This is a genomic window from Allomesorhizobium camelthorni, assembly GCF_011045125.1.
Taxonomy (GTDB): Bacteria; Pseudomonadota; Alphaproteobacteria; order Rhizobiales; family Rhizobiaceae; genus Allomesorhizobium; species Allomesorhizobium camelthorni.
The window spans coordinates 1-23379 of sequence record NZ_JAAKZF010000009.1; the positions used below are offsets into that span (position 1 = coordinate 1).

The window sequence follows — 23379 nt, forward strand, 5'->3', positions numbered from 1 at the left end:
GGCTCACATAGCGCAATCCGTAGAGCGCCCCTGGCCACTCTGAACCGGGAGCCCGCTCGCCGGAGCCGGCGGAAGCTCGCCGTCGCGACCACGGGAGGCCTCATTCTTGCGCATGGCGCGCTCCCGCTCGGTTCTCCGGTAAGCCAACCGACGACCGGGTCACTTGTTCCGAATCCGCCATGGGGATTTGTCGCCCGCATCGCCACGAAGCGGAACGAACGGGCTGGCGGATGGTTTTGGTTGTGAAGGAGACGCCGATGTTCGACACGCAACCGATCTGGATGTTCGCCACGGTGCTCGGCCCGGTGATCCTGGGCGCCATCATTGCTTACGCCCTTCTGGCGCGCCGCCGCCTGTCGCCTCGCGAAAAGCGCGAGCGCGATGCCGCCACACGCCGGCTCTATGATGAAGAAAGCAGCAAACGTTCATAGGCCGCAGCGCACCGGATCATACCTGCCGCTGTGGCTTCCAGCTGAGTGGAACCTTTTCGCGTCACGACAGTTTGAAGGCTCAGCCAGCGCTGCCCGCACCCGCTTGCTCAAAAGACGACCGATAAGAAACCGGAGGAAGTGATGGACGACAAACGCTTTCCCTCGCCGCTCGAACTGCGCCTCACCGAAGCCCATACAAGGCGGGTTGCCACCGTTTGGGAAGCGATCGAGTGCCTTCAAACACAATGGCCGATCAGCACCCTGCCGGCCTACCGCGCGGCGATGCGCGCCTGCCGGGACGCGCTCGACGGGCTGCGGCCGGTGTCGGAGGCGCGCCGCGCATTCCGCACTGCAGCGCGCGAGGCCGGCCTTCTCGGCGCAAAGGCGGGCCCGCCCGCCCGCCCCGTTTCACAAGATATAAACCCGCGCCGGACCGGCGCACCCGCAACGCAATCCAGATCCGCGTGAGAGGCCACGATGCTGCAGAGCGTTTTTGAAAAGCCGGTTAAGGTGGTTCTGGGCCGGCAGGCCGGCATCACCTCGGTCGTCGGCCCGGAGCAGGCCACGCAATGCCTGACCAGCGGCTTCTGGCCGGATAAGTCGGGCGTTGCATTCGAGAACGCGATGAGCGCCTGCCTCAAATCGCTTTCCGGCGCCTGCGCGCCCGAAATGGCGCGCGAAGCCTTCATATCGGCGGCAAGGCGCGCCCATGTCCTGGTGGAGGACGAGATCGCGCACTGAGCCGGCGGCCGATCCATCGGCGCGACCGCGCATCCTCCTCGACGCCTCAGAACCCAGGAACGAATCAGGCTTCCGGCCGTTCGCCTTCACTTGTATAGTCAAGGGCTTGGACGCCGTGGAGATGTATTATGGTAGCACGGGCGGTATGGAAGGGCTTTCTGAAACTTGGCACCGTCACCTGCGGCGTCAAGCTGACCGGGGCGACTAGCGAAGCCGAGAAGGTGCATTTCCGCACCCTCAATCGCAAGTCGAGATTGCCGGTGAAGGCCCGCTACGTCGACGAGGAGACCGGAAAGCCGGTCGAACGGGAAGACCAGGTCAAGGGTTACGAACTGGACAATGGCGATTTCGTGCTCATCGAGCCGGAGGAGATCAAGAGCCTGAAGGTGACGTCGGAGCATACGCTCGACATCGAAGGCTTCGTCGACAAGGCTTCGGTCCAGTCGCTCTACCTCGAAAAACCGTATTATCTCTATCCCGCCGACCGGGCCTCGACCGAGGCTTTCGCCGTCGTCCGCGAAGCGATGAAGCGCAAGAAGCGGGTCGGTACGGCCTCCATAGTGCTCTATCAGCGCGAGCGCCCGGTGGTCATCGAGCCGCTTGGCGACGGCATGATCATGACGACGCTGCGCAACCACAACGAGGTCGTCGTCGCCGACACCGTGTTCGACGACATCGGCGACCGCAAGGTCGACCCCGACATGGCCGAGATCGCCTCGCTGATCATCGAGAAGAAGGTGACGGCATTCGATCCGTCGAAATTCGAGGACCGTTACGAGAATGCTCTGATCGAGTTGATCAACGCCAAGCGCGCCGGCAAGAAGTTGCCCAAGGCAGCCCCTGCGCCGAAGGAGAACGTCATCAACCTCGCCGATGTTCTGCGCAAGAGCCTGGAGAAGGAAGGCGTAAAGGCTCCGGCCAGGAAGCCTGCCGCCAGGGCCGAGCCGAAGCGCAAATCCGCCTGACGCCGTCAGGGCGGGATGAAGATCGCGACGTTCAACATCAACGGCATCAATGGCCGCCTGCCTCACCTGCTGCAATGGCTGGAAGAAGCAGAGCCGGACGTTGTCGCCTTGCAGGAACTGAAATGCGCCGATCGGCGATTTCCGGCGGCGGCGCTCGCGCGCGCCGGATATGGCGCGATATGGCAGGGGCAAAAATCCTGGCACGGTGTCGCCATACTGGCGCGCGGCGCCGAACCGGTGGAAACGGCGCGCGGCTTGCCGGGAGACGATGGAGACGGCGAAAGCCGATACGTCGAGGCCGCGGTCAAGGGTGTGATCGTGACCTCGCTCTACGCTCCGAACGGTAACCCGCAGCCCGGCTCGCGCTTTAACTACAAGCTGGCCTGGATGGAGCGGCTGCAGGCGAGAGCCAGCGAGCTATACGAAACCGGCCTGCCGGTGGTGCTGGCCGGAGACTTCAACGTCGTTCCCACCGAAGCCGACATCTATCCGACCACTTCGTACCGCGATAACGCGCTGGTTCAGCCGGAAAGCCGCGCCGCTTTCCGCGCCCTCCTCGCCCAGGGCTGGACCGACGCGATCCGGGCGCGACACCCCTCCGAAACGGTCTACACGTTCTGGGACTACAAGCGCGGCCGCTGGTCGCGCGATGCCGGCCTGCGGCTGGACCATTTGCTTTTGAGCGGCGAACTCGCCGGCAAGCTTATAGACGCCGGAGTCGACAAGGCTGTGCGCGGCAGGGAAGGCGCAAGCGACCATGCGCCGACATGGATCGTGTTGCGGTAGCAGCGCGCGGGGAATGAGCCTGGGTTCAGTCGGCTGCCGGCGCGCTGTTGGTGGTTGTGGCGGGAGCGTCGGTCTGCTGCTGGCCGCCTCTTCCGGTGTCCGGCGTTGGGTCAGTATCGACTTCGGGCGCCGGGACGGGCTCCTGCGATCCAGGCGCGTTCGGATCGGTTTCGCCGCAGCCTGCCAGCATGGCAAGAAGTCCGATGGCGAGTATGTCGATCTTCATGCCGCCTCCGTCGAGCTTGATCCCCTTGGTTCGGATCAGCACTAGCTCTCGTCAACAGGCGGGCGCCCGATTGGTTCCGGTCCGGTGGCCCGGCGGAACCTTCCTCCCGGTCCATTGTTTCGGAAAGGGCCGGGCAATGCCGCCGTGGCAACTTCTGGAGCATCACCAATGAACACCGCGAATCTGCAGCTTGAGGGCCTCTATCTGGCCATCGCGTCCATCAACAGCGCGCTTGTAGGCAAGGGCCTGCTTACGGTCGAGGAAATCGACATGGCGCTTCGCCGGGCGGAAGCGAATGCTGCCGGCGAGGACCGGCTGACCGAAGATCTTCGCCCGGCGAACCGCGACGCCGTCTGCTTTCCCATCCGTCTGCTCCAGATCGCCAACAACAGCCAGGCGGCGGGTGATGTCCCGCAATTTTCGGAGCTGGCGAGGCTCGTCGGCGAAACCAAGCGACCCTACAACGACCAGATGTGACGGCCTGTTGCCAACCTGCCAGACGCTCGTCAGCTGACGATGCGCAAATTGGACAATTCGTTGGCGATGTCCTTGAAGGTCTCGGCGAGGTTGCCACCGGTGGTATTCCAGAACAGTTTCGCCGGCTTGGACGGGTCTGAGGGATCGTTGCGGAACCGCGAATCGGACGAGCATTTGCGCAGCGCATCGATCGCGTTGCTGCCGCTGGTGGTGCCCGAGTTGAGATCCAGCGCCACGGTCATCACTATTATCCCGCCGGATTTGGCGTTGTTGCAGAGCGTCGCCATCTGCTCGTTGAGCGCCTTGGTGTAGTTGCTGTTCGAATAATCGAACTGCCCGACAGCACTGCTGGTGCCGAGGAACAGCCGGCCGACGCTCGAGCCGTTGTAGCCCGGCTGGAGATAACCGTAGGACGAATAGATGGATTTGCTGCCGGCAGGGTCGGAATAGCCGAGCGAGGATGGGGTGTAGTAGGTGTTGGCGCCATCGGTCAGCACGATAACGATCTTGTCGTTGCCCCTTTCGCTGTTGGGGCGGCCTTGCGCAAACGGCTCGCCTCCGGAAACCGCGCGCCAGCCCCAGGCCATGCCTTCAGGCACGTTGGTTCCCCCGTTCGGCGCCATCAGGTCGATGGCTGCGTTGATCGACGAAAGTCCTTCCGGCACGCCGACATCGGTCAATGGCGTGATCGGGTTGGTCGTACAGCCGTAGTTCGGACCGGTGCCCTTGGGCGAGGTCGCGCCATAGGGCCTGACGTCGAAATATTTCGCCATATGGCGCTGGCGCTTGGTTCCGGTTCCGTCTTCGATGCCGTCGTTCCACCAGTTGTTGATTGCCGAAAATCCATCGGGATCGGGATGAGCGTCCGTCGCCCATCGGTCACCGGGTTCGTCGGGCGCAAACATCGGAACGAACATCGTCGCGGGATCGCCGACGCCGATGCCGGTATTCAGGGTTCCGCCCGATGCAGGCGCGTCGTTTACATTGTAAGGGTAGGGGCGGGCTTCAACGCACCCCTGCCAGCTCGCGTAGGTGCTGATGGTCTCGTCGTAGTTGACGACCTTCATGTCCTTGTAGAGCGACTGCCGCGAGAGGATTTCGCCGTCTTCGGCGCCCCAGCCGGTTCCCTTCTTTTTCCACACTCCGTCGATTTTTTCTGCGGTCTTGGCGGGATCCGAGAGCGTCGACCAGTCGAAATTCTCGTGATGCACCGGCGAAAGCCCTTCAATGTCCATCCAGGATGCGCCGGCATTCTGCGGGCCGACATTGACCGACGCGGCAAACGGCACCAGCGCGAACTGAACCGGCTTTTCGACCTGCTTGATCAGCAGAGCCTGCTTGGCCAACGTGTCGACGAGCTGCTTAGCCGCCGACTTTAGAAGGTCGATCCGCTTCTGGCCGGAGCCGGTGCCGAGCTCTTGCATCGACCCCGAATTGTCAAGCACTAGCGCCACTTCGAGCGTGTTCTTCAGCCGGATTTCGCTTTTGGCGCTGAAGCTTATTTGGTCGTCGCCCGACTTGCCGATGAGCTTAGCGAAGGCCGGAAAGAAATAGGGCTGGTAGTTGAGGCGAGCTGAAAGCTTGAGCGTCCCGCCGCCCGCCTGGCTATTGGGCAGCGTGACGCTTAGCGTCGTGTCGGCCGGATCGATCGAACCCAGATTGGCATGGAAGAAATCGGTGGCGTAGGCGATCAACGCCGCATCGCTGACGCCGCTGTCGATATGGCGCGCGGTCGCAATACCGGCTGCGTCCAGCGCGTTGAGCGTCGCCTGCTGCTGGCGGTTCATCTCTGCGAAGTCGACGGCTAGCGCCAGTCCGCCCATCAGCGGAATTAGCGCAAGGCCCGTCGCCAGCGCATAATTGCCCCTGGTATCCTGCAGAAACCTGCGGAACATGGAATTCGCCCCCATATCGCGGGGACACTCCCACAAAAGCCTAAAAAGCTTGTTTTGGAAATCGCTCGATTGCTGCCTGCCTGCTTCATGCCGCGGTAACCAAAACCCAACATAGATCGAAACCGAACATTCCAGGTTTCTAATTATTCAGGATTGCCACCTAGCTTCCGCTCGACAAAAGGGCGCGAAGGGGTTGACGGCGTGAGGGGCAAGGCAATTACCATGATCGGCATCGCCGCCGTCTTCGGCGCGGTTTCGATCTTTGCCGCCGATCTGTGGATCAAGAGCGAGGCTAGCGCTCGCACCACGGAAGCGGCGGCGCCATTGCCGGCCGCTCCGGAAGTCGAATTCAACACCATCGTCGTCGCCACCGAGCCGCTGCGTTTCGGCATGCCGGTCGACCGTGCTCAGTTGCGCGAGATTCCATGGCCGCAGGAGGCGCTGCCGCAAGGATCGTTCAGCACCATCGACGCGCTTCTGGCCGAAGGCAGCCGCGTCGTGCTGTCGCCGATCGAAATCAACGAGCCGCTGCTTCTGGCCAAGCTGTCCGGCCCCAATGGCCGCGCGACGCTTTCCAACCTTCTTTCGCCGGGCATGCGCGCCGTGACCATCCGCACTGACGAGATTGCGGGCGTCGGCGGGTTCGTGACGCCGGGCGACCGTGTCGATGTCGTGCTGACGCGCGACGCAGGCGCCATCACCGAGGTCCAGAAGAACGCCGAGGGCGCGGCCGGCTCGACCATCACCACCGAAATCGTGGTCGAAAACGCCAAGGTGCTGACGGTCGGCCAGGGCGCCGACACACGCCAGACCAGCCCGCAGATCGTGGAATCCGTCACCATCGAGGTCGATGGCGAGGGTGCGCAGAAGGTCGCGCTGGCAAGGACCGTAGGCACACTGTCGCTATCGCTTAGATCGTCCAGCCAGGGCGGCGCATCGCTCGACGGCGTGACGACCATCTCGGCCTTTGGCGGTTCGGTGGCCGCCGGGGTGGCGGAAGCCGCGGGCGCGCTGTTCGAGGCGGCCGCCGAGGAGCCGGAAGGGCCGAAATTCACGACGGTCATCGTGACGCGCGGCACCGAGCCGCAAAGCTATCAGGTCGTATCGCCTGACGAATGAGAATGCCGGCAGGGGCGCCGGTTGGGGACAGGGCAATGTTGGGGTGGATGGGGAATATAAGACTGCGTCGGGCGCGTGCCGCGGCGATGGCGCTTCTGGCGGTTGCGATCGCCGGCTCGATGCTGGTTGCGCCGCACGGCGCGCAGGCTGGCAATGATGTCGTTCACATCACCTCCTCCAAGAACGCGTCGATCAGGCTTGCCAAGGGCAAACCCAAGACCGTCAAGACCGATGTGCCATTCTACGAGATCGTTATCGGCGATCCCGAGATCGCCAACGTCAATCCGCTGACCGACCGCTCCTTCTATGTGCTTGGCAACAGTCTCGGCACGACCGGCATCGCTCTGTTCGACGAGAACAAGCAGCTCGTCGGCACCATGGACATCGAGGTAACGCTCGACACCGACCGGCTGGCCAGCACCATCCGCGACAGCGTGCCCGGCGCCGATATCAAGGTCAGCTCGGCCAATGGCCGCGTGGTCCTGTCGGGTTCGGCCGAGGATGCGGTCGCCGTCGACAAGGCGACGCGCATCGCGACGCGCTTTTCCGGCGAGGAGGAGGTGATCAACTCGGTCGACATCTCGTCGTCGCAGCAGGTTCAGCTCAATGTCCGATTCGTCGAGATCAACCGGCAGGTCGGCCAGGAACTCGGCACCAAGATCGGCGTCCGCTATCTGGGCTCCGACGGCGGTATTGCCTTCAACTCGACCCCGTCGGCCACCAACTCGCCGGCGGCGGCGCAGTTGCTCGGCACGCTGCTCACCAACGGCGTTTCGATAGACGTCGCCATCAAGGCGCTCGAGGATCGCGGCGTCGCCCGCCGCCTCGCCGAGCCCAACCTGATTGCGCGCTCCGGCGAGAAAGCCAGCTTCCTCGCCGGCGGCGAGTTTCCGATCCCGATTTCGGAAGAGGACGGCAAGATCACTGTCGACTACAAGAAATTTGGCGTCAGCCTCGATTTCACGCCGACAGTTTTGAGCGACGGCCTGATCGCCCTCGATATCGAGCCCGAGGTTTCGTCGGTCGACAGCTCGGCTTCCTATAATATCGGCAATATCTCCATTCCCGGCTTTGTTGTCCGTCGGGCGCGCACCTCGATCGATCTGAAGAGCGGCCAGAGCTTCATGATGGCCGGCCTGCTGCAAAGCGAGAATGACATGGTGCAGCAGCGCGTGCCGGGTCTCGGCAAGCTGCCGATCCTGGGGCCGCTTTTCAGCTCCAGGGCCTATCAGCGCCGTGAAACCGATCTGGTAATCATCGTCACGCCTTTCCTGGTCAAGCCGATCGATCCGACAAAGAAGCCGCTGGTCCCTACCGACGGCACGATGGCGGCAAGCAACGTCGATTACTTTCTGGGCAATGTGGAGGAAGTGAAAGCCGGCGCTCCGCAAAACGCTCTTACGCCGGCCGCTCCCATCGCCTCCGTCGGCCACTTCCTCGATCTGCCGAAGGAATGATTATGCGCAAGCTCTCGACCACAGCCCTGTTTGCAAGCATCGCTCTCTCCACCGGCTGCGCCACGGAGGAAACGGCGCGCATGGACGGCCTGACCGTCGGCGCTGGCAACGCCCTGGCGGCCAATACGGTCATGCAGATGGTCGACCCTTGGCCGCGCGGCGTCGAAGACACCACTCTGATCGTGCCTGCCGACCCCGGCCAGTACAGGACTGACGAAGCGGCCGCCGTCGCGGCGGAGCGGGTCGACAGTTCGATCGACGGCGACAACTAGGAACGGAGCAGCGAAATGGCCGCTACAAAAAGCAGCAAGCGCATCCTCCTGGTCTCGACCGACAAGGCGTTCCTGCAGGACACCAAGGCGGCGTTCGCCTCGTCCGAGAAGATCGAGCTGGTTGTGGTCGAGAAGAATGTCGGCGACCTGCGCGCAGAAATCCAGGAAGCCGACTGCGGCGCGGTTATTATCGACATGGACGCGGCGAGGCTCGACGAAATCGACGCGCTGCAGCGCATCACGCGCCGGCTGGAAGGCCGCGCCCCGATCATCGTCGTCACCCAGGAATTCAATGCCGCGGCGGTGCGCATTCTGGTGCAGCTCCAGATCGCCGACTTCCTCGTCAAGCCGATCACCACGGCCGATCTGGTCCGCTCCTGCATTCGCGCGTTGCAGGGGCCGGGCCGCGAGGAGAACGCCGAGTCGCAGATCTACACCTTCATGCCGGCAGCCGGGGGCGTCGGCACGACGACGCTGACCCTCCAGACGGCGTTCCAACTGCACAATTCGATGACCCGCGGCGCCTCCACCTGCGTCGTCGATCTGAATTTCCAGCAGGGCTCCTGCGCCGAGTATCTTGATCTCGAGCCCCGATTCGACATCAACGAGATCGAGAACCAGCCCGAACGCCTCGACCGCCAGCTTCTCGACGTCATGTTGTCGAAGCATTCGAGCGGGCTGTGCGTGCTGGCGGCGCCGACGCGGCCGTCGGAGATGCGTTCGTTCAACACCGATGTCGTCGTGCGTATGCTCGACCTCGTCTCGGCCTATTTCGACAATGTCGTCATCGACATGCCACGCACCTGGTTCCCTTGGACGGAGACGGTGCTGCTCGGCTCCAACAAGCTCTACATCGTCGCCGAGATGACGGTTCCGTGCCTGCGCCACACGCAGCGCCTGATCCAGGCGGTCTACGAGACCGCAGGCAAGGAAGTGAAGCCGAACGTCATCGTCAACCGCTTCGAGCAGCGCATGTTCGACAGCGGCATCAAGCAGGCGGACGTGCAGGAAATACTCGGCGAGCATTTCGTCGGCGGCATCTCCAACAATTACCGGCTGGTGCGCGAGGCGGTTGATCGCGGCGTGCCACTGCACGAGATCGACCCCAACGCCAATGTCGTCAACGATTTGAAGCGGATCATCCTGCCTGAGGAAGCTGTGGTCGTGGCGAAGAAATCGCGCTCGTTGTTCGGCCTCGGTAAGGGACTTCTGAGGAAAGCCGGATGACCAGCCGCTTCTCGACCCTCCAGAAACGCGATGTAAGGCCCGAGCGCCCGCCGGAGCCGGCCGCCGGCCAGCAAATGGCGGTGGTGATCCCGACGACGCGCAAGCCTGCACCACCCAAGGCCGAGGTCGGGCCGGCCAAGCCGACCAAGGTGCTCGACGCGCGCGTGCGCATTCACCGCATGCTGATCGAGGAGATCAATCTGGTGGCGCTGGAGCGGCTGCCACGCGACGAGATGCGCCGACAGGTACACGAATTCGTGTCGGAGAAGACCCGCCAGGAGCGGTTGGCGATCAATGTCGCCGAACTCGACGCCCTGGTCGACGACATCGTCGATGAGATGGTCGGCCTCGGTCCGTTGGAGCCGCTATTAAAGGATCCGACCATCAACGACATCCTCATCAACGGCCACGAGAATTGCTTCGTCGAGCGGCGCGGCAAGCTCGAGCAGGTGCACATCCCGTTCAAGGACGAGGCGCATCTGTTGCGCATCATCAATAAGATCGTCGCGGCGGTCGGGCGGCGCGTCGACGAATCCCAGCCCATGGTTGATGCGCGCATGCTCGACGGCTCGCGCTTCAACGCCGCGATCCGTCCCGTCGGCGTCGACGGACCGCTGGTTTCGATCCGCAAATTCTCGAAGAACAAGCTCGGCCTGCACAAGCTGGTCGAATTCGGCGCCATCACCCAGAACATGGCCGAAGTGCTCGCCGCCGCCGTTCATGCCCGCAAAACGACGATCATCTCAGGCGGCACCGGCACCGGCAAGACAACCATGCTGAACGCATTGTCGGCCTTCATCCCCGAGGACGAGCGGCTGATCACCATCGAGGACGCTGCCGAGCTTCAGTTGCAGCAGCCGCACGTGGCTCGCATGGAGACGCGGCCCGCCAACATCGAGGGCCATGGCGAATTGAAGCAGCGCGATCTGGTCAAGAACGCGCTGCGCATGCGGCCCGACCGCGTCATTCTCGGCGAGTGCCGCGGCGAAGAGGCGTTCGACATGCTGCAGGCTATGAACACCGGCCATGAAGGTTCGATGGCGACCATCCACGCCAATACGCCGCGCGACGCCATCAGCCGCCTGGAGCAGATGCTCGGCATGACCGGCATGCCGATGACGGTGCAGTCGATCCGCAGCCAGATCGCCAGCGCGCTGGACATCATCGTGCAGCTGACCCGCCTTTCCGACGGCAAGCGCAAAGTGACGAGCGTCGCCGAAGTCACCGGCATGGAAGGCGACGTCATCCAGATGCAGGAGATCTTCCGCTTCGTGCGCACCGGAATGGAGGCGGACGGAAAGATCCTCGGCCATTTCGAGGCAACCGGCATCCGCCCACGGTTCCTCGAGGATATGAGGGCGATGGGCATCGAGTTTCCGGGCAAGTATTTCGAGCCCGGCCGGCCGCTGGAATAGCTGTGATGTTCGACGGTTTCAGCGCCATCTACCTGATCTATGCCGGTGCCGCCCTCACCGGCATCATCATCGCTGAGGCGTTCTATCTGCTCTATGCCGGTAGCAAGGATCGGCGCGCCGCGATCAACCGCCGCGTCAAGCTGCAGGAGAAGAAGCTCAGTCAGGAACAGGTGTTGATCCAGCTTCGCAAGGAGCGCGGCCTGGAAAGCGCGCCTATGTTTTCGCTCGATCGCTTCCGCGCGCTGCGGACCCAGTCCGGCCTGATAACGCCGCTGCCGAAGTTCTTCGCCATCACCAGCGGCGTCGCCGCGTTGCCGGTCTTTGTGGCGATCTGGAAGGGGCTTCCCGTCCTTTTCGGGCTCGCAGCTCTCCCGGTTCTCGGCCTCCTCATTCCTGTGATGACGCTGCGCTTCCTGCGAAACCGCCGCCACAAGATGTTCGGTCGGCAGCTTCCTGAAGCGCTCGAACTGATCACGCGCAGCCTCAAGGCCGGTCATCCCGTTCCCGTCGCCATTTCCATGGTGGCCCGCGAAATGCCCGACCCGATCGGAACCGAGTTCGGCGTCGTCGCCGACGAGGTGACCTACGGCTCGGACCTCGTTACAGCCCTGCATTCGCTGTTCGAGCGCGTAGGACACGAGGATCTGCCGCTTTTCGTCACCGCGGTATCGATCCAGAGCAGTTCGGGCGGAAATCTGCGCGAGATTCTCGACGGGCTCTCCTCCGTGATCCGCGAGCGCGGCAAGCTCAAGCGCAAGGTCCGCGCCATCTCCACCGAAGGTCGCATGTCCGCCTACATCCTGACCGCTGTTCCGGCGCTGCTTATGACCGGCATTCAAGTGCTTATGCCGCAGTTCTACAACGACATCTGGGGTGAGCCGATGACCTGGTATCTGCTCGGCGGGTCGTTCGCCTGGCTGATGATCGGCAACGCCATGATGTTCAAGATGTCGAATTTCAAATTCTGATGGAAACCCTGATCGTATTTCTCGCAGCGCTTCGGCCGACCTCGTTGGCGCCGGTTGCGCTGCTGCTTCTGGTCCTCGGAGGCGCAGCGGTTGTGTGGCCGCTGCTTGCCCATCGTGGCGGCCGCAGCGACGTGAAGCGCCGGTTGAAGGTGGAGGCTGACATCCCGGTCGCGGCCGCGGACGCCACGCCGAAGAAGAAATCCCCCGGCGTCGTCCGCGAAAAGGCGATGAAGACCGCGCATGATTTCTATGCCAAGAGCGATCCCGAAAACGTCGCGCGGCTGCGCATGCGGCTGATCCGGGCCGGTCACATGGATCCGTCCGCGGTCGGCAAGTTCTTTCTCATACGGTTCGTCGGCTTCGCTGTCGGCGCAATCGGCGCGTTTCTGGCAGACCAATGGATGGGCGGCAACTCTTCCGCGATGAGCCGCTGGGCGTTCGTCATCATGGCCGGCGGCGCCGGCTACTTCTTCCCCGGCCTGGCGCTTTCGCGGCAGATCAGCGTCAAAATGCGCGAATACCGCAACGGCTTTCCTGATTTCATGGATCTTATGATCGTCTGTTCCGATGCCGGCATGAGCATGGAAGCGGGCATCGAGCGCGTTGCCAAGGAACTTTTCCTTACCTATCCGTCGCTCAGCCAGAACCTCACGCTCGTCTCGCTGGAATTGCGGGCGGGACGCAGCCTCGACGATGCGCTGAAGTCGCTTTCCGATCGCCTGAGCCTTGAGGAAGTGCGCTCCTTCGCCACATTGCTGCAGCAGTCGAAGGAACTCGGCACCAGCCTGTCGGGGGCGCTGCGCGTGTTTTCAGACGAAATGCGCCACAAGCGCATGTCGATGGCCGAGGAGAAGGCGCATGCCCTGCCGGCCAAGATGTCGGTGCCGGTCACCGTCTGTATCCTGCCGGTCGTGCTGATGGTGGCGATCATCCCGGTCATCGTGAAGATGTCGATGACGGGCGAGTGAACGCGGCTCTGGTTAACGCTTCCTATTAGAGTCTCCTAATTTTAACGACGTTCTGGCACTTTGATTTTAACGGCTAGGCTGTAGTGTCGGTCCTGGGTAACGACCCGGAAAACCGGGCTCTACGGGACGGGGCAGATGCGTCACATCCATTTCGCGGCCATGGCCGCCATCGCGCTTGCGGTCGCGTCGGGCTGCACGTCGAGCAAGATCGACAAGACCGAGACGACGGCGATCGCGCCGGTCGCGCCGGATATAGGCGCGGCCGATCTTACCGCAGGCAAGGCGCAGTTCCGCGAAGCCAATTACGGTCTCGCCGAAAAGCACTTCCGCAAGGCCGTCGAGCTCAGCGCCGACAATGCAGAGGCGTGGATGGGCCTCGCCGCATCCTACGACCAACTCGGTCGGTTCGACTTCGCGGACCGCGCCTATGACCAGCTTCTCAAGGTCGCCGGCCGCAAGGCGCGGATCGTAAACAATATGGGCTATTCGCAACTCCTGCGTGGCAACAGGAAGAAGGCGCAGGCCCTGCTTCTGGAAGCCAGAGCGGGCATGGCCGACCCCGCAATCGTCGACGCCAATCTGGCGCTCCTTAACAAATCATAGAGTACGATCTATTCGGACGGGCGTTCGGCAAGCAGCGCGCCGTCAAGCGAGGAAGGCAGGCACGGCAGATCGCTATCGAGGCAAAGCTGCGCCTTCGCGGTTGATGCGGCTTTTTCCGGCCGGGTTTTGCTTTCCAGGCCCAGATAGGTCAGCCGCACCGTTTCGGGCTGCCTGATATCGCTCAGAAAATAGAACGACAGGAAGACCGCCACCGCCATGACCGAAGCGGACAGGATGGCTTCGAAGACGCCGAATGGCTGTTTTGGTTCCAGATGCATTGTCCGGCTCGTCGTCTGGTCTGCTCTCATGAAACGGCTTTCCCGCGCCGGCGGTTCCGAATTTTGCCGATCCAATAGCTACTCGCCTTTCGCTGGTTTATCTGTGGGTTTGATCACAAACTCAGCCTGCATCCGGCCGTGATGGAACGCTTCCGTCGCCAATTGCATTTGTTGCAGGAATACAACCGGGCATCGACGGAGAGCCGGCAATTGCCCGGCCATGAACGGAGTAGGCAGGCGGCATTCCCGCCGTGCCCGAAACAGTGCATTATGCCTTTGGATTTTTGAGAGAGGAGAGCGACATGGAAGACGCAGGCGTTGGTTGGATAGCTGCCATCATAATCGGTGGCGTGGCGGGATGGCTGGCCGAGCAGTTCATGAAGAGCAATCTCGGGCTGCTCATGAACATCGTTCTCGGCATCGTGGGGGCGGTCGTGGCGAATGCCCTCCTTGGCCTCGTGGGCGTGAGCCTGGGCGGCTGGATCGGTTATCTGATCGCAGGCTTCATCGGCGCGTGCATCCTGATCGCTATCGGCCGAATGTTCAGGCGCTAGAACCGGCAGGCTGATCCATCCCGACGGTTAACCTCCAGCCCAGGGCTGGAGGTTAACTTTGCGTTGGACGTCGCTCAGGCCGTCGTCTTGTCGCGAATCAGGCTTTTGCGCTTGTCGAACATGCGTACGATATTGTCTCCCAGATTCTGCTGCTTCGGATTTTCGGTCACTTTCTGAATGCTGTTGCGCTTGCGCAGCCGTGCGGCGTCCTGGAGCATGCTTCCGGCCCAGCGATAGATGTTGTTGTCGCGAACGATCTCCCGCATCCGCAGCATGCGCTGGCGCTGTTCCTCCGCCGGCATCGTCAGGGCGCGCATCATGGCCTCGCCCATGGCGGTAGCGTCGTATGGATTGACGATCACCGCCTCGAGCAGTTCGCGCGCCGCGCCGGCGAAGGTGCTGAGGATAAGCACGCCCTGCTCGTCGTCCCTTGACGCTACGAACTCCTTGGCCACCAGATTCATGCCGTCATGCAGGCTGCTGACCACGCAGGCGTCGGCGGCGCGATAGACATTGTAGATGTCCTCTTGGGTATGGTGTTCCGCCAGCATGATGATCGGTTTGTAGCCGTCGGTTCCATACCGCTGGTTGAAAGCGTCGACGAAGCCGACGCATTCCTGGTGAAGGTGCTGGTAGGCCGGCAGTGTGCCGCGGCTCGGCGCCGCGATCTGCAGGAACACCAGCCGGCCGATCCATTCGGGATGATTGGTGAACAGTTCGTCGATCGCCTGGAAGCGGTCGACGATGCCCTTTGTATAGTCCATGCGCTCGACCCCGACGAACAGCTTCATGTCATCCGACAGGCCGTACCGCTCGAAGATCTTGCGCCGGCACTCCTCGACCGGCGGCTGCGCTTCGAGCGCCGCGGGTGGCCACTCGATCGAGATCGGGTAGGAATGCACCAGGGTCGTCTGGCCGCCATAGGAGATCGAGGAGTGCTCGCGCTCGATCCGGCTTTCCAGGAAGCGATCGACGCTTTCCATGAAATTGTTGCAATGGAATTGGATGTGGAAACCGACAATCGAGCTGCCGAGCAGGCCGTCGAGGATCTGCTCCCGCCATGGGCAGATGCTGAACACTTCCGAATTCGGCCATGGTATGTGCCAGAAGGTGATGATGATCGCCTCCGGCAGCCGCCGCCGGATCATGCGCGGCAACAGCGCGAAGTGATAATCCTGAATCAGCACGATCGGCCGTTCGTTGCGCGCCTCCTCGACGACGACGTCGGCGAATTTCTGGTTCACCGCCTCGTAGGTCTCCCAGTCCGAGGCGCGGAACAGCGGCCGCGTGAAAGCGATATGGCAGAGGGGCCAAAGCCCGTCATTGGAGAAGCCGGAGTAATGACCCTGCTGTTCCTCTTCGCTCAGCCACACCCTGCGCAGCGTATAGGCCGGCTTGCCCGGCGGCACCTGCACGTGATCGTGCTCGTCGACAGTGATCTTGTCGGCCGAACCGCCGCCATGCGCGATCCAGGTGCCGGCGCAGGCGCGGGTCACCGGCTCCAGCGCGGAAACCAGCCCACTCGCCGGCACGATGAGATCGACCTTACCGTCCTTCAGATTGTGGATATAGGGTTCGCGGTTCGAGACCACGATGACCTGCGCGCCCGGCAATTCCGTCCGCAAGATACGGCGCAGCGTGTCGGGCGTCCATGAGACGAGCGGGTCGTCGACCGCTCCGCTGTTCTTTTCGAATTCACGCAGCAACTGGCGCGCCGTTTCCGCCATCGGGCCGGTGTTCTGGAAAAGCGGCTCGTCCGCGCCGGCGGCCGAGCGCCATCTCATTAGCATGGCCGCCGAAATGGCGACGGCCAGCCCGGAAAGCAGAAGGCTGGTCGCAAGCAGGCCCCACATTCCGCCAGGATATGTTTGCAGAAGACTGGGATCGATATCTGTCATGATCGGTTACGAAGTACGCTTGACGTAAATAACATCGGGTAGGGTTTATCCTCATGCGGGAAAACCGGTTACGCCGGCCAATCGGCCAAAGCCGGCCCGCCGCATCCTGTCTGGAGGGGAACTCCCGGGGCATCGATCCGTTCCGGAAAAAATCGCCCTTCGCGATCTCCTGGTCAGGAACGCACGATCAGCGGCGCCAGCCCCTCATGGCGCGTGTCCAGATAAGCCACCACGCGGTCGCCGACGCGCTGGAACGACAGGTCCACCTCGGCCGCGCCGACGCTCAGCCGGCGTATGGTGAGATGGTCGATGCCGATCGGCAGGCGCGGCCGGGTAACCTGGATTTCGCCTTTCAGCCCGTCGATCTCCAGGCCGAGGCAGGCCTGCATCAGCATGAACACCGATCCCGACGACCACGCCTGCGGCAGGCAGGCGACGGGATAGGCGATCGGTGCTTCACCGGGCTGGCGGGTGAAGCCGCAAAACAGCTCCGGCAGCCGCATGTTGAAATGCACCGCCGCCTCGAAAGTGCCGCTCAGCAGCCTGACCAGGCTGTCGCGGACCCCGTAGCGCGCCAGCCCGGCTGCGCATATAGCGGTGTCGTGCGGCCAGATCGAGCCGTTGTGATAGGACATCGGGTTGAAGAGGATCTCATCGTCGGCGAGCGTGCGCACGCCCCAGCCTGAATGGAACGACGCCGACAGCAGTTGGTCGCCGACCCGCTGTGCCCGCTCCGGCGATGGCAGGCCGACGAAAAGCAGGTGTCCGGCATTCGACGTCCTGACCTCGCAGGGACGCCCGTCGCCGTCGAGCGCCAGGGCATAGAACTCCCGGTCATCCATCCAGAAATGTTCTTCCACGTTTTTTCGCATGGTTTCTGCGCATTCGGTCCAGTGCACCGCCCTGCCGGCGTCCTCGCGCAGCAAAGCGAGTTCGGCGAGGCCTCGATAGGCGGCATAGACGTAGCCCTGCACTTCCACGAGCGCGATCGGGCCTTTCGGAATCGTGCCGTCGGCATGAAAGACGGAATCGAAGCTATCCTTCCAGCCCTGGTTGGACAGCCCGGATTCAGCGGCTCTCTGGTAGGCGACAAATCCGCTGCCGTTTTGCTGGCTGGCCTCCTCCATCCAGCCTGCGGCAGCGCAAAGCGAAGGCCAGAGGGAGTTGATGAATTCCATGTCGCCGGTGCGCGTCGCGTAGGCGCAGGCCAGGTAGATGTAGAGCGGCGTCGTATCGACCCCGCCGTAGTAGCGCCCGAACGGCAGTTCGCGCAGCACCGCCATCTCGCCTTTGCGGGTTTCGTGCATGATCTTGCCCGGTTGCGAGTCGCTGAAGGGCGAGGTTTCCGTCGCCTGGTGCTGCGCCAGAAACGACAGCACGCCCCGCGCCAGCCCCGGATTGAGCCACAGCATCTGCAGCGCCGAGATCACGCCGTCGCGGCCGAAGGCGGTCGAGAACCAGGGGATGCCCGCATAGGGGTAGGGTCCGGTCGGCAGGTCGGTGGTGAGCAGCGCAATGTCTGCCCTCGCCCGAGACAGCCAGTCATTGAACACGCGGCCGGAACTGAACACAGTTGCGCCGTGGCGTCGCTTGGCGCGCATACCGAAGCGCGCCCGCGCCGCCGCCGCCCGATATCTTTCGCGGCTCGGCGGGGCAGGCCTGTCGGCGCCCACCTCGATGAACAGCGTTTCGCTGCCACGTTTCGACAGGCGCATTGTGAAATCGGCGCGGTCGGCAAGGATGCGGTCAGGCCGCACCGAAAACGCGATGGTCGAGTGGCGGTCGAGTTTGTCGAGCCCCTCGTAGCGCATGCTGACGCTGTCTTCCGTCGTTTCCACGTCGTAGGCCCGGCCGCGCCTGCTGCGGATCGAGCCGCGCACTTCGAACATGTCGCGGAAATCGGCGGCGAAGCGCAGCGTCAGAGGCACCAGCGCCTCGCGTTCGCTGTAGTTAGAGAGCTTGATGCGCTCGAACATCCGGTCCTCCCACAGGAGGCGCGAGCGCTCGATGTAAATGACGCCCTGTGGGGTGGCGCCGCCGTCAAGCGTCGTAAGCGGCAGATTGGTCAGATTGGCGGTGAAAATCATGTTGTCCTGGCTAAGCGAAGCGCCCAGCAGCGAAGGAACCCGCTCGCCGACCAGCAGCCGGAAATGCGACAAAACCCGCGTGTCGTCGCGGAACAGGCCGTCGCCGCTGCCGCGTATATCGCCATAGGCGTCCGCCACGACGAAGCAATCGCCATGCTTCAGTGCAAACTGCCTATGCGGCTCGCGCGGGGCGGTATCGTCGAGCCCCGCCAGAGCGACGGCCGGATCCAGTTTTCGCTCGTCGAGTATCGTCATTGCTGTTCAACCAGTTTCGTCCGCGCCGTGAGGCAGATTGCTTCGCAGCGGTTTGCCATAGAGGGAATCAAAGGGCTGCCATCGCCCCAATTCTACGTCCGTGAGACGCTGTGTCGAGCAGTTGCCCGTAGATGGCGGCATAGTCGCGGGCCATCCGCATTGCCGAGAAGCGCTTCTCGAACGCCGCCCGCACCAGATTCCGGTCGAACTTTATGGTTCTCCCGACCGCAGCGACCGCCTCGTCGATGGAATCGACGACATGGCCGGTCACGCCTTCGTCGATGATCTCGTGCATCGCACCGCAGTTCCAGGCGACCACCGGCGTGCCGAAGGCCATGGCCTCGATCACCACCAGCCCGAACGGTTCGGGCCAGTCGATCGGAAAAAGCAACGCTGCGGCATTGCCGAGGAAATCGGCCTTCTGGTCCTCGCCGATCTCGCCCAGATATTCGACCGAAACGCCGTCGATAAGATGCTCGATCTCATCGTGGAAATAGGCCCGGTCGTCCTCCCCGACCTTGGCCGCGATCCTGAGTTTCATGCCGGATCGGCGGGCGATCTCGATGGCCCGGTCAGGCCGCTTGTCGCGCGAAAGCCTGCCGAGAAAGGCAAGATATCCGCCGCCCTCAGCCTCGCGTCGCGGGATCGGCTTGTAGAGATCGAGCGGCAGGCCGTGGTGAACCGTTCCGACCCAGTTGGCCTCTGGCAGCGGCTGGCGCTGGCGGTGCGAGATCGAGATCATCGGAAAGCGTGGCCAGCGCCGGTAGGCGCTGGAAAGATCCTTGTAGTCGAGCCGTCCGTGCGGCGTCGTCACCGTCCGTTCGGGCATGTCCTGGAAGGACGGGAAATGCAGAAAGTGGCTGAGGTGAAAATGGATGATGTCGAATTCGTCGGCCCGCCGGCGAACTTCGTCCAGCATAGCGAGGTGCGCAGCGATTTGCGATTTCAACGGATAGGGATCGAGTCGCAGCGCCTGGTCTCTGACGGGCACGAGCGTCGCGGTGGTCCTGGAATCGCCGCTGGCAAACAACGTCACCTCGTGTCCGAGTTCCACCAATCCGTCGACGAGGTATGTGATGATGCGTTCGGTTCCGCCATAATAACGCGGAGGCACGCTTTCAAATAGCGGCGCGACATGCGCAATTCTCATAAAACATTTCCTTTGGAATCCATCCTGTCCACAGGGCGCAATTTATCGCCCCACCATACAGAAGCCGGTTTCGCGGGGAAAGTTCCATGCCCGGCGCGTGCCGCATCCGGGCGGGCGACGAGACGCCGCCGGTCGCGACGCGTTGCCAGTTGGGGAGGAAGACGATCGGCCGCATCTCGTCGGCGCCGAACAGCGGGGCTCGACTTATGTTCCTTCGGCTGTCTCGTGCTTGCATGGCGGCATTGCGCAAATCGACGCCAGAAACCAAACTGGGCCGCGTGCGTTCGAGCATGATCCCGAACCGAAGGTCCGCGCAGCGAAAAGTTGCAGACTTTTCGGTCAAGTTCATGCGGCAGGAAGACAGCCGCTGCGGAGAGCCTGATGGCAGAGACGAAGCTTTCGAAATACCGGTCGAAACGCGACTTCACCAAGACCGCCGAGCCGAGCGACGAGACGGAAGCGTCGCCGTCTCCGCGTCTCCGCTTCGTCATCCAGAAGCACGCCGCGACGCGCCTGCATTACGATCTGCGCCTCGAACTAGGCGGCGTCTTCAAGTCCTGGGCGGTGACCCGCGGCCCCTCGCTCGATCCGCATGACAAGCGCCTGGCAGTCGAGACGGAAGATCACCCGCTCGCCTATGGCGATTTCGAAGGAACTATCCCCAAGGGCCAGTATGGCGGCGGAACGGTGCAACTCTGGGACCGCGGCTACTGGAGCGTCGAAGGGCGCAAGACGCCGGAGAAGGCGCTGGAATCCGGCGACCTGAAGTTCACGCTCGAAGGCAAACGCCTGCATGGCAGCTGGGTCCTGGTGCGGATGAAGAACGATCGCGACGGCGGCAAGCGCACCAACTGGCTGCTCATCAAGCACCGCGACGCTTTCGCGCGCGAAGGTGACGGCGAGGCCATCTTGAAGGAAGATCGTTCGGTCGCCTCGGGCCGCACCTTGGCGGAGATCGCCAAGGGCAAGGGTAAAGGGCCGACACCCTTCATGCTGGCCGGCGGCGAGGCGACGAGCCCCGATGCGGTCTGGAACTCCAACAGGAGCGATGGCGAAAAGCTCTCGCCCAGGCAGGAACTGCGAAAGCCGGTCGCACGCAAGCGCGGCAAGTCGGCCGGCATGCCCGATTTCATTGCGCCGCAACTTTGCGAAACCGTGAGCCGCGCGCCGAGCGGGTCCGACTGGCTTCACGAGATCAAGTTCGACGGCTATCGCATGCAATCGCGCGTCGAAGACGGCCGCGCGGTGCTGAAGACGCGGAAGGGCCTCGATTGGAGCGGCAAATTCGGCGTGATCGCCGCCGAAGGAGATGCGCTTCCCAATTGCATCATCGACGGCGAGATCGTCGCGCTGGATAGCTCCGGCAGGCCGGATTTCAGCGCGCTTCAGGCCGCTTTGTCCGAGCAGGATACCGGCGACCTGGTGTTTTTCGCCTTCGATCTGTTGTTCGACGGGTCTGACGACCTGCGGCCGCTGCCGCTTACCGAGCGCAAGGCGAGGCTTCAGGAACTGCTGGCCGACGGCGCGGATGACGTGCCGCATATCCGCTTCGTCGAGCATTTCGAAGGCGATGGCGAGGCGGTGCTGCGTTCGGCGAGCAGTCTCGGCCTGGAAGGCATCATCTCCAAGAAAGCGAGCGCGCCTTACGAATCCGGGCGGACCGCGAGTTGGACCAAGGCGAAAAGTCGAGAGGGTCAGGAAATCGTGATCGGCGGCTGGACGACGACCAACGGCAAGTTCCGCTCGCTGCTCGCCGGCGTCTTTCACGACGGGCATTTCGTCCATGTCGGCCGCGTCGGAACCGGCTTCGGCCGCGACAAGGTCGAAAAGCTGCTGCCGAAGCTGAAGGCGGTGAAGACGACCAAATCTCCCTTCACCGGCGCCAATGCGCCCGCCAAGGCCCCGAACATCAACTGGACCAGGCCCGAACTGGTCGCCGAGATCCAGTTCGCTGGATGGACCGAAGGCGGCCAGATCAGGCAGGCGGCGTTCAAGGGATTGCGCGAGGACAAGCCCGCGCGCGAGGTGAGGGCGGAAACGCCGGTGCCCGTCGAGCAGACGCAAGTCACCGAACCTGAGGCCGCTGTCAAGGAAGCCGCAAAGCCTGCCAGAATCCGTGGCAAGGGAGGAAAGCCGATGGTCATGGGCGTCGCGATATCGAACCCGGACAAGGAGATGTGGCCCGATGCCGGCGACGGCGAGCCGGTCACCAAGCTTGACCTCGCAGAGTATTTCGAGGCGGTCGGGCCCTGGCTGATAGAGCACATAAGGGGCCGTCCATGCTCGATAATCCGCGCGCCGGACGGCATCGGCGGCGAGCAGTTCTTTCAGCGCCATGCAATGCCCGGCACGTCGAAACTGCTCGAACTGGTGCCGGTCTTCGGTGACAAGAAGCCCTATTTGCAGATCGATCGCGTCGAGGGTCTCGCGGCCGTCGCGCAGATCGGCGCGCTAGAACTGCATCCGTGGAATTGCGAACCCGGAAAGCCGGAAGTGCCGGGCCGGCTGGTTTTCGACCTCGATCCGGGACCGGAAGTCGAATTTGCCGCCATCATCGAGGCGGCCCGCGAGCTGCGCGAGCGGCTGGACGCGCTCGGCATGGTCTCATTCTGCAAGACCACCGGCGGCAAGGGCCTGCATGTGGTGACGCCGCTGAAGGCGCCGGCCAGGGGCGTGCCCGACTGGAAGGAAGCAAAAGCCTTCGCGCAGGAGGTCTGCAAGCAGATGGCGCGCGACAGCCCCGACCGCTATCTCGTCAACATGGCCAAGAAGCTGCGCACCGGCCGCATCTTCCTCGACTACCTCCGCAACGACCGCATGGCGACGGCTGTCGCGCCGCTATCGCCGCGCGCCCGGCCCGGCGCCACCGTCTCGATGCCGCTGAACTGGGAGGTGGTGAAGCCGGGCCTCGACCCCAAGCGCTACACGCTGCGCACCGCGCCGGCGCTGCTCGCCAAGACCGCCGCCTGGAAGGATTACAATGACGGTGAAAGGCCGCTGAAGCCGGCCATCAAGCGGCTCGGCAAGGCGAAGGCGGCGGCTTGACACTCGCGGCGGAACGTTTGCCGCGTCTGCAGCGGGTGTCGCGTCAACGCCCGCTGGCAAAACCGGCCGTCAATCGCTATTTGCTGGAGAGAAATGACATCGCTTGCGTACCGTGCGAAAATTCGCCGGCGCGCCGAAGGAACCGAAACATCATGGCAGGCAGGGACACGTTGACGAAAAACCAGTTGCGGGTGCTCGAAAAGCTCGAGGCTGCGACCGGGCCGCTCAGCGCCTATACGCTGCTCGACCAGTTGCGCGACAACGGCTTTCGCGCGCCTCTGCAGGTCTATCGCGCGCTCGACGGGCTGATGAATGCCGGCTTCGTGCACCGCCTCGAAAGCATGAACGCCTTCGTCGCCTGTTCCGAGCCGCACGACCACAGCCATCGCATGATCGCTTTCGCCATTTGCGACAAATGCGGCCAGGTGGCCGAGTTTTCAGACGAGAAGGTGGGAAAGAGCCTCGACGCCTGGGTCGGTTCGACCGGCTTCGCCGCCAAGAAAGCGGTCATCGAATTCCGCGGGACGTGTGCGGCTTGTGCGGCCGTGGCGGCTTAGCCTAT

24 protein-coding genes are annotated in these 23379 nt (G+C 63.1%); 17 read left to right on the forward strand and 7 right to left on the reverse strand.

What is annotated here, in order from left to right:
- Window positions 1-257: 257 nt before the first annotated feature.
- From G6N73_RS09540 to G6N73_RS09560, 5 genes are all read left to right on the forward strand, one after another.
- Complete coding sequence (locus tag G6N73_RS09540; protein WP_165026752.1) at window positions 258-431, forward strand: hypothetical protein; 174 nt, start codon at window positions 258-260, stop codon at window positions 429-431.
- 141 nt (window positions 432-572) lie between these two features.
- Window positions 573-899: a DUF982 domain-containing protein gene (locus G6N73_RS09545; RefSeq protein ID WP_165026754.1), complete on the forward strand. Its 327-nt coding sequence runs from the start codon at window positions 573-575 to the stop codon at window positions 897-899.
- Window positions 900-908: 9 nt separating this feature from the next.
- On the forward strand, window positions 909-1172 hold the full coding sequence (locus tag G6N73_RS09550; protein ID WP_165026756.1) for a DUF982 domain-containing protein: 264 nt from the start codon (window positions 909-911) through the stop codon (window positions 1170-1172).
- Between the two features lie 128 nt (window positions 1173-1300).
- Window positions 1301-2137, forward strand: a complete 837-nt coding sequence (ku, locus tag G6N73_RS09555) for a non-homologous end joining protein Ku (RefSeq protein ID WP_165026759.1) — start codon at window positions 1301-1303, stop codon at window positions 2135-2137.
- A 15-nt stretch (window positions 2138-2152) separates the two neighbouring features.
- Window positions 2153-2923 (forward strand): exodeoxyribonuclease III, encoded by a 771-nt coding sequence (locus G6N73_RS09560; protein WP_165026761.1) that lies wholly within the window; start codon window positions 2153-2155, stop codon window positions 2921-2923.
- A gap of 25 nt (window positions 2924-2948) precedes the next feature.
- Here the strand turns inward: G6N73_RS09560 and G6N73_RS09565 are convergent, their stop codons facing one another.
- A complete protein-coding gene (locus tag G6N73_RS09565) occupies window positions 2949-3191 on the reverse strand; it encodes a hypothetical protein (protein WP_165026764.1) in 243 nt (80 codons plus the stop codon).
- 126 nt (window positions 3192-3317) lie between these two features.
- On the opposite strand from G6N73_RS09565, the gene G6N73_RS09570 reads away from it, so the two are divergent.
- Entirely contained in the window at window positions 3318-3626 is a 309-nt protein-coding gene (locus tag G6N73_RS09570; RefSeq protein WP_165026767.1) for a hypothetical protein, read from the forward strand.
- Window positions 3627-3655: 29 nt separating this feature from the next.
- Here the strand turns inward: G6N73_RS09570 and G6N73_RS09575 are convergent, their stop codons facing one another.
- A complete protein-coding gene (locus G6N73_RS09575) occupies window positions 3656-5521 on the reverse strand; it encodes a TadE/TadG family type IV pilus assembly protein (protein WP_165026769.1) in 1866 nt (621 codons plus the stop codon).
- Between the two features lie 222 nt (window positions 5522-5743).
- On the opposite strand from G6N73_RS09575, the gene cpaB reads away from it, so the two are divergent.
- From cpaB to G6N73_RS09615, 8 genes are all read left to right on the forward strand, one after another.
- Window positions 5744-6640 (forward strand): Flp pilus assembly protein CpaB, encoded by an 897-nt coding sequence (cpaB, locus tag G6N73_RS09580; RefSeq protein ID WP_165026772.1) that lies wholly within the window; start codon window positions 5744-5746, stop codon window positions 6638-6640.
- A 47-nt stretch (window positions 6641-6687) separates the two neighbouring features.
- Window positions 6688-8097, forward strand: a complete 1410-nt coding sequence (locus G6N73_RS09585; protein ID WP_425484067.1) for a type II and III secretion system protein family protein — start codon at window positions 6688-6690, stop codon at window positions 8095-8097.
- A 2-nt stretch (window positions 8098-8099) separates the two neighbouring features.
- Complete coding sequence (locus G6N73_RS09590) at window positions 8100-8369, forward strand: hypothetical protein (RefSeq protein WP_165026777.1); 270 nt, start codon at window positions 8100-8102, stop codon at window positions 8367-8369.
- Between the two features lie 15 nt (window positions 8370-8384).
- Window positions 8385-9596, forward strand: a complete 1212-nt coding sequence (locus tag G6N73_RS09595) for a CpaE/TadZ family protein (RefSeq protein ID WP_165026780.1) — start codon at window positions 8385-8387, stop codon at window positions 9594-9596.
- Window positions 9593-11011: a TadA family conjugal transfer-associated ATPase gene (locus G6N73_RS09600; RefSeq protein WP_165026782.1), complete on the forward strand. Its 1419-nt coding sequence runs from the start codon at window positions 9593-9595 to the stop codon at window positions 11009-11011. The genes G6N73_RS09595 and G6N73_RS09600 overlap by 4 nt, the downstream gene beginning before the upstream one ends.
- 5 nt (window positions 11012-11016) lie before the next feature.
- Complete coding sequence (locus tag G6N73_RS09605; RefSeq protein WP_165026785.1) at window positions 11017-11979, forward strand: type II secretion system F family protein; 963 nt, start codon at window positions 11017-11019, stop codon at window positions 11977-11979.
- Complete coding sequence (locus G6N73_RS09610) at window positions 11979-12947, forward strand: type II secretion system F family protein (RefSeq protein WP_165026787.1); 969 nt, start codon at window positions 11979-11981, stop codon at window positions 12945-12947. The genes G6N73_RS09605 and G6N73_RS09610 overlap by 1 nt, the downstream gene beginning before the upstream one ends.
- Window positions 12948-13082: 135 nt before the next feature.
- Window positions 13083-13550 carry a tetratricopeptide repeat protein gene (locus tag G6N73_RS09615; RefSeq protein WP_165026790.1) on the forward strand — a complete coding sequence of 156 codons (468 nt, stop codon included), beginning with the start codon at window positions 13083-13085 and terminating at the stop codon, window positions 13548-13550.
- 8 nt (window positions 13551-13558) lie between these two features.
- On the opposite strand, the gene G6N73_RS09620 is transcribed toward G6N73_RS09615, so the two are convergent.
- Window positions 13559-13858 carry a hypothetical protein gene (locus tag G6N73_RS09620; protein ID WP_165026792.1) on the reverse strand — a complete coding sequence of 100 codons (300 nt, stop codon included), beginning with the start codon at window positions 13856-13858 and terminating at the stop codon, window positions 13559-13561.
- A gap of 272 nt (window positions 13859-14130) precedes the next feature.
- Between G6N73_RS09620 and G6N73_RS09625 the strand changes: the two genes are divergently transcribed.
- Window positions 14131-14382: a GlsB/YeaQ/YmgE family stress response membrane protein gene (locus G6N73_RS09625; protein WP_165026795.1), complete on the forward strand. Its 252-nt coding sequence runs from the start codon at window positions 14131-14133 to the stop codon at window positions 14380-14382.
- 74 nt (window positions 14383-14456) lie between these two features.
- Here G6N73_RS09625 and G6N73_RS09630 read toward each other — a convergent pair whose 3' ends face one another.
- The 4 genes from G6N73_RS09630 to G6N73_RS09645 form a co-directional block, all read right to left on the reverse strand.
- Entirely contained in the window at window positions 14457-16280 is a 1824-nt protein-coding gene (locus G6N73_RS09630) for an alpha,alpha-trehalose-phosphate synthase (UDP-forming) (protein ID WP_165026797.1), read from the reverse strand.
- Window positions 16281-16453: 173 nt separating this feature from the next.
- Complete coding sequence (locus G6N73_RS09635) at window positions 16454-18622, reverse strand: amylo-alpha-1,6-glucosidase (RefSeq protein WP_165026800.1); 2169 nt, start codon at window positions 18620-18622, stop codon at window positions 16454-16456.
- Window positions 18623-18689: 67 nt separating this feature from the next.
- The gene (locus G6N73_RS09640; RefSeq protein ID WP_165026802.1) at window positions 18690-19772 is read right to left on the reverse strand and encodes a glycosyltransferase family 4 protein; all 1083 of its coding nucleotides are present in this window, start codon (window positions 19770-19772) and stop codon (window positions 18690-18692) included.
- Window positions 19741-20064 carry a hypothetical protein gene (locus tag G6N73_RS09645; RefSeq protein WP_165026804.1) on the reverse strand — a complete coding sequence of 108 codons (324 nt, stop codon included), beginning with the start codon at window positions 20062-20064 and terminating at the stop codon, window positions 19741-19743. Before G6N73_RS09645 ends, G6N73_RS09640 begins: the two co-directional genes overlap by 32 nt.
- 89 nt (window positions 20065-20153) lie before the next feature.
- Between G6N73_RS09645 and ligD the strand changes: the two genes are divergently transcribed.
- Together ligD and G6N73_RS09655 are read left to right on the forward strand one after the other, a co-directional pair.
- Window positions 20154-22817 carry a DNA ligase D gene (gene ligD, locus G6N73_RS09650; protein ID WP_165026806.1) on the forward strand — a complete coding sequence of 888 codons (2664 nt, stop codon included), beginning with the start codon at window positions 20154-20156 and terminating at the stop codon, window positions 22815-22817.
- Between the two features lie 152 nt (window positions 22818-22969).
- Complete coding sequence (locus G6N73_RS09655) at window positions 22970-23374, forward strand: Fur family transcriptional regulator (RefSeq protein WP_165026808.1); 405 nt, start codon at window positions 22970-22972, stop codon at window positions 23372-23374.
- The last annotated feature ends 5 nt before the right edge of the window (window positions 23375-23379 follow it).

What these genes read in the sequence shown, in the direction of transcription:
- G6N73_RS09540 (WP_165026752.1), top strand. Translation starts at nt 258, where the DNA reads ATGTTCGACACGCAACCGATCTGGATGTTCGCCACGGTGCTCGGCCCG.
- G6N73_RS09545 (WP_165026754.1), top strand. Translation starts at nt 573, where the DNA reads ATGGACGACAAACGCTTTCCCTCGCCGCTCGAACTGCGCCTCACCGAA.
- G6N73_RS09550 (WP_165026756.1), top strand. Translation starts at nt 909, where the DNA reads ATGCTGCAGAGCGTTTTTGAAAAGCCGGTTAAGGTGGTTCTGGGCCGG.
- ku (WP_165026759.1), top strand. Translation starts at nt 1,301, where the DNA reads ATGGTAGCACGGGCGGTATGGAAGGGCTTTCTGAAACTTGGCACCGTC.
- G6N73_RS09560 (WP_165026761.1), top strand. Translation starts at nt 2,153, where the DNA reads ATGAAGATCGCGACGTTCAACATCAACGGCATCAATGGCCGCCTGCCT.
- G6N73_RS09570 (WP_165026767.1), top strand. Translation starts at nt 3,318, where the DNA reads ATGAACACCGCGAATCTGCAGCTTGAGGGCCTCTATCTGGCCATCGCG.
- G6N73_RS09575 (WP_165026769.1), bottom strand. Translation starts at nt 5,521, where the DNA reads ATGTTCCGCAGGTTTCTGCAGGATACCAGGGGCAATTATGCGCTGGCG.
- cpaB (WP_165026772.1), top strand. Translation starts at nt 5,744, where the DNA reads ATGATCGGCATCGCCGCCGTCTTCGGCGCGGTTTCGATCTTTGCCGCC.
- G6N73_RS09585 (WP_425484067.1), top strand. Translation starts at nt 6,688, where the DNA reads ATGGGGAATATAAGACTGCGTCGGGCGCGTGCCGCGGCGATGGCGCTT.
- G6N73_RS09590 (WP_165026777.1), top strand. Translation starts at nt 8,100, where the DNA reads ATGCGCAAGCTCTCGACCACAGCCCTGTTTGCAAGCATCGCTCTCTCC.
- G6N73_RS09595 (WP_165026780.1), top strand. Translation starts at nt 8,385, where the DNA reads ATGGCCGCTACAAAAAGCAGCAAGCGCATCCTCCTGGTCTCGACCGAC.
- G6N73_RS09600 (WP_165026782.1), top strand. Translation starts at nt 9,593, where the DNA reads ATGACCAGCCGCTTCTCGACCCTCCAGAAACGCGATGTAAGGCCCGAG.
- G6N73_RS09605 (WP_165026785.1), top strand. Translation starts at nt 11,017, where the DNA reads ATGTTCGACGGTTTCAGCGCCATCTACCTGATCTATGCCGGTGCCGCC.
- G6N73_RS09610 (WP_165026787.1), top strand. Translation starts at nt 11,979, where the DNA reads ATGGAAACCCTGATCGTATTTCTCGCAGCGCTTCGGCCGACCTCGTTG.
- G6N73_RS09615 (WP_165026790.1), top strand. Translation starts at nt 13,083, where the DNA reads ATGCGTCACATCCATTTCGCGGCCATGGCCGCCATCGCGCTTGCGGTC.
- G6N73_RS09620 (WP_165026792.1), bottom strand. Translation starts at nt 13,858, where the DNA reads ATGAGAGCAGACCAGACGACGAGCCGGACAATGCATCTGGAACCAAAA.
- G6N73_RS09625 (WP_165026795.1), top strand. Translation starts at nt 14,131, where the DNA reads ATGGAAGACGCAGGCGTTGGTTGGATAGCTGCCATCATAATCGGTGGC.
- G6N73_RS09630 (WP_165026797.1), bottom strand. Translation starts at nt 16,280, where the DNA reads ATGACAGATATCGATCCCAGTCTTCTGCAAACATATCCTGGCGGAATG.
- G6N73_RS09635 (WP_165026800.1), bottom strand. Translation starts at nt 18,622, where the DNA reads ATGACGATACTCGACGAGCGAAAACTGGATCCGGCCGTCGCTCTGGCG.
- G6N73_RS09640 (WP_165026802.1), bottom strand. Translation starts at nt 19,772, where the DNA reads ATGAGAATTGCGCATGTCGCGCCGCTATTTGAAAGCGTGCCTCCGCGT.
- G6N73_RS09645 (WP_165026804.1), bottom strand. Translation starts at nt 20,064, where the DNA reads ATGCTCGAACGCACGCGGCCCAGTTTGGTTTCTGGCGTCGATTTGCGC.
- ligD (WP_165026806.1), top strand. Translation starts at nt 20,154, where the DNA reads ATGGCAGAGACGAAGCTTTCGAAATACCGGTCGAAACGCGACTTCACC.
- G6N73_RS09655 (WP_165026808.1), top strand. Translation starts at nt 22,970, where the DNA reads ATGGCAGGCAGGGACACGTTGACGAAAAACCAGTTGCGGGTGCTCGAA.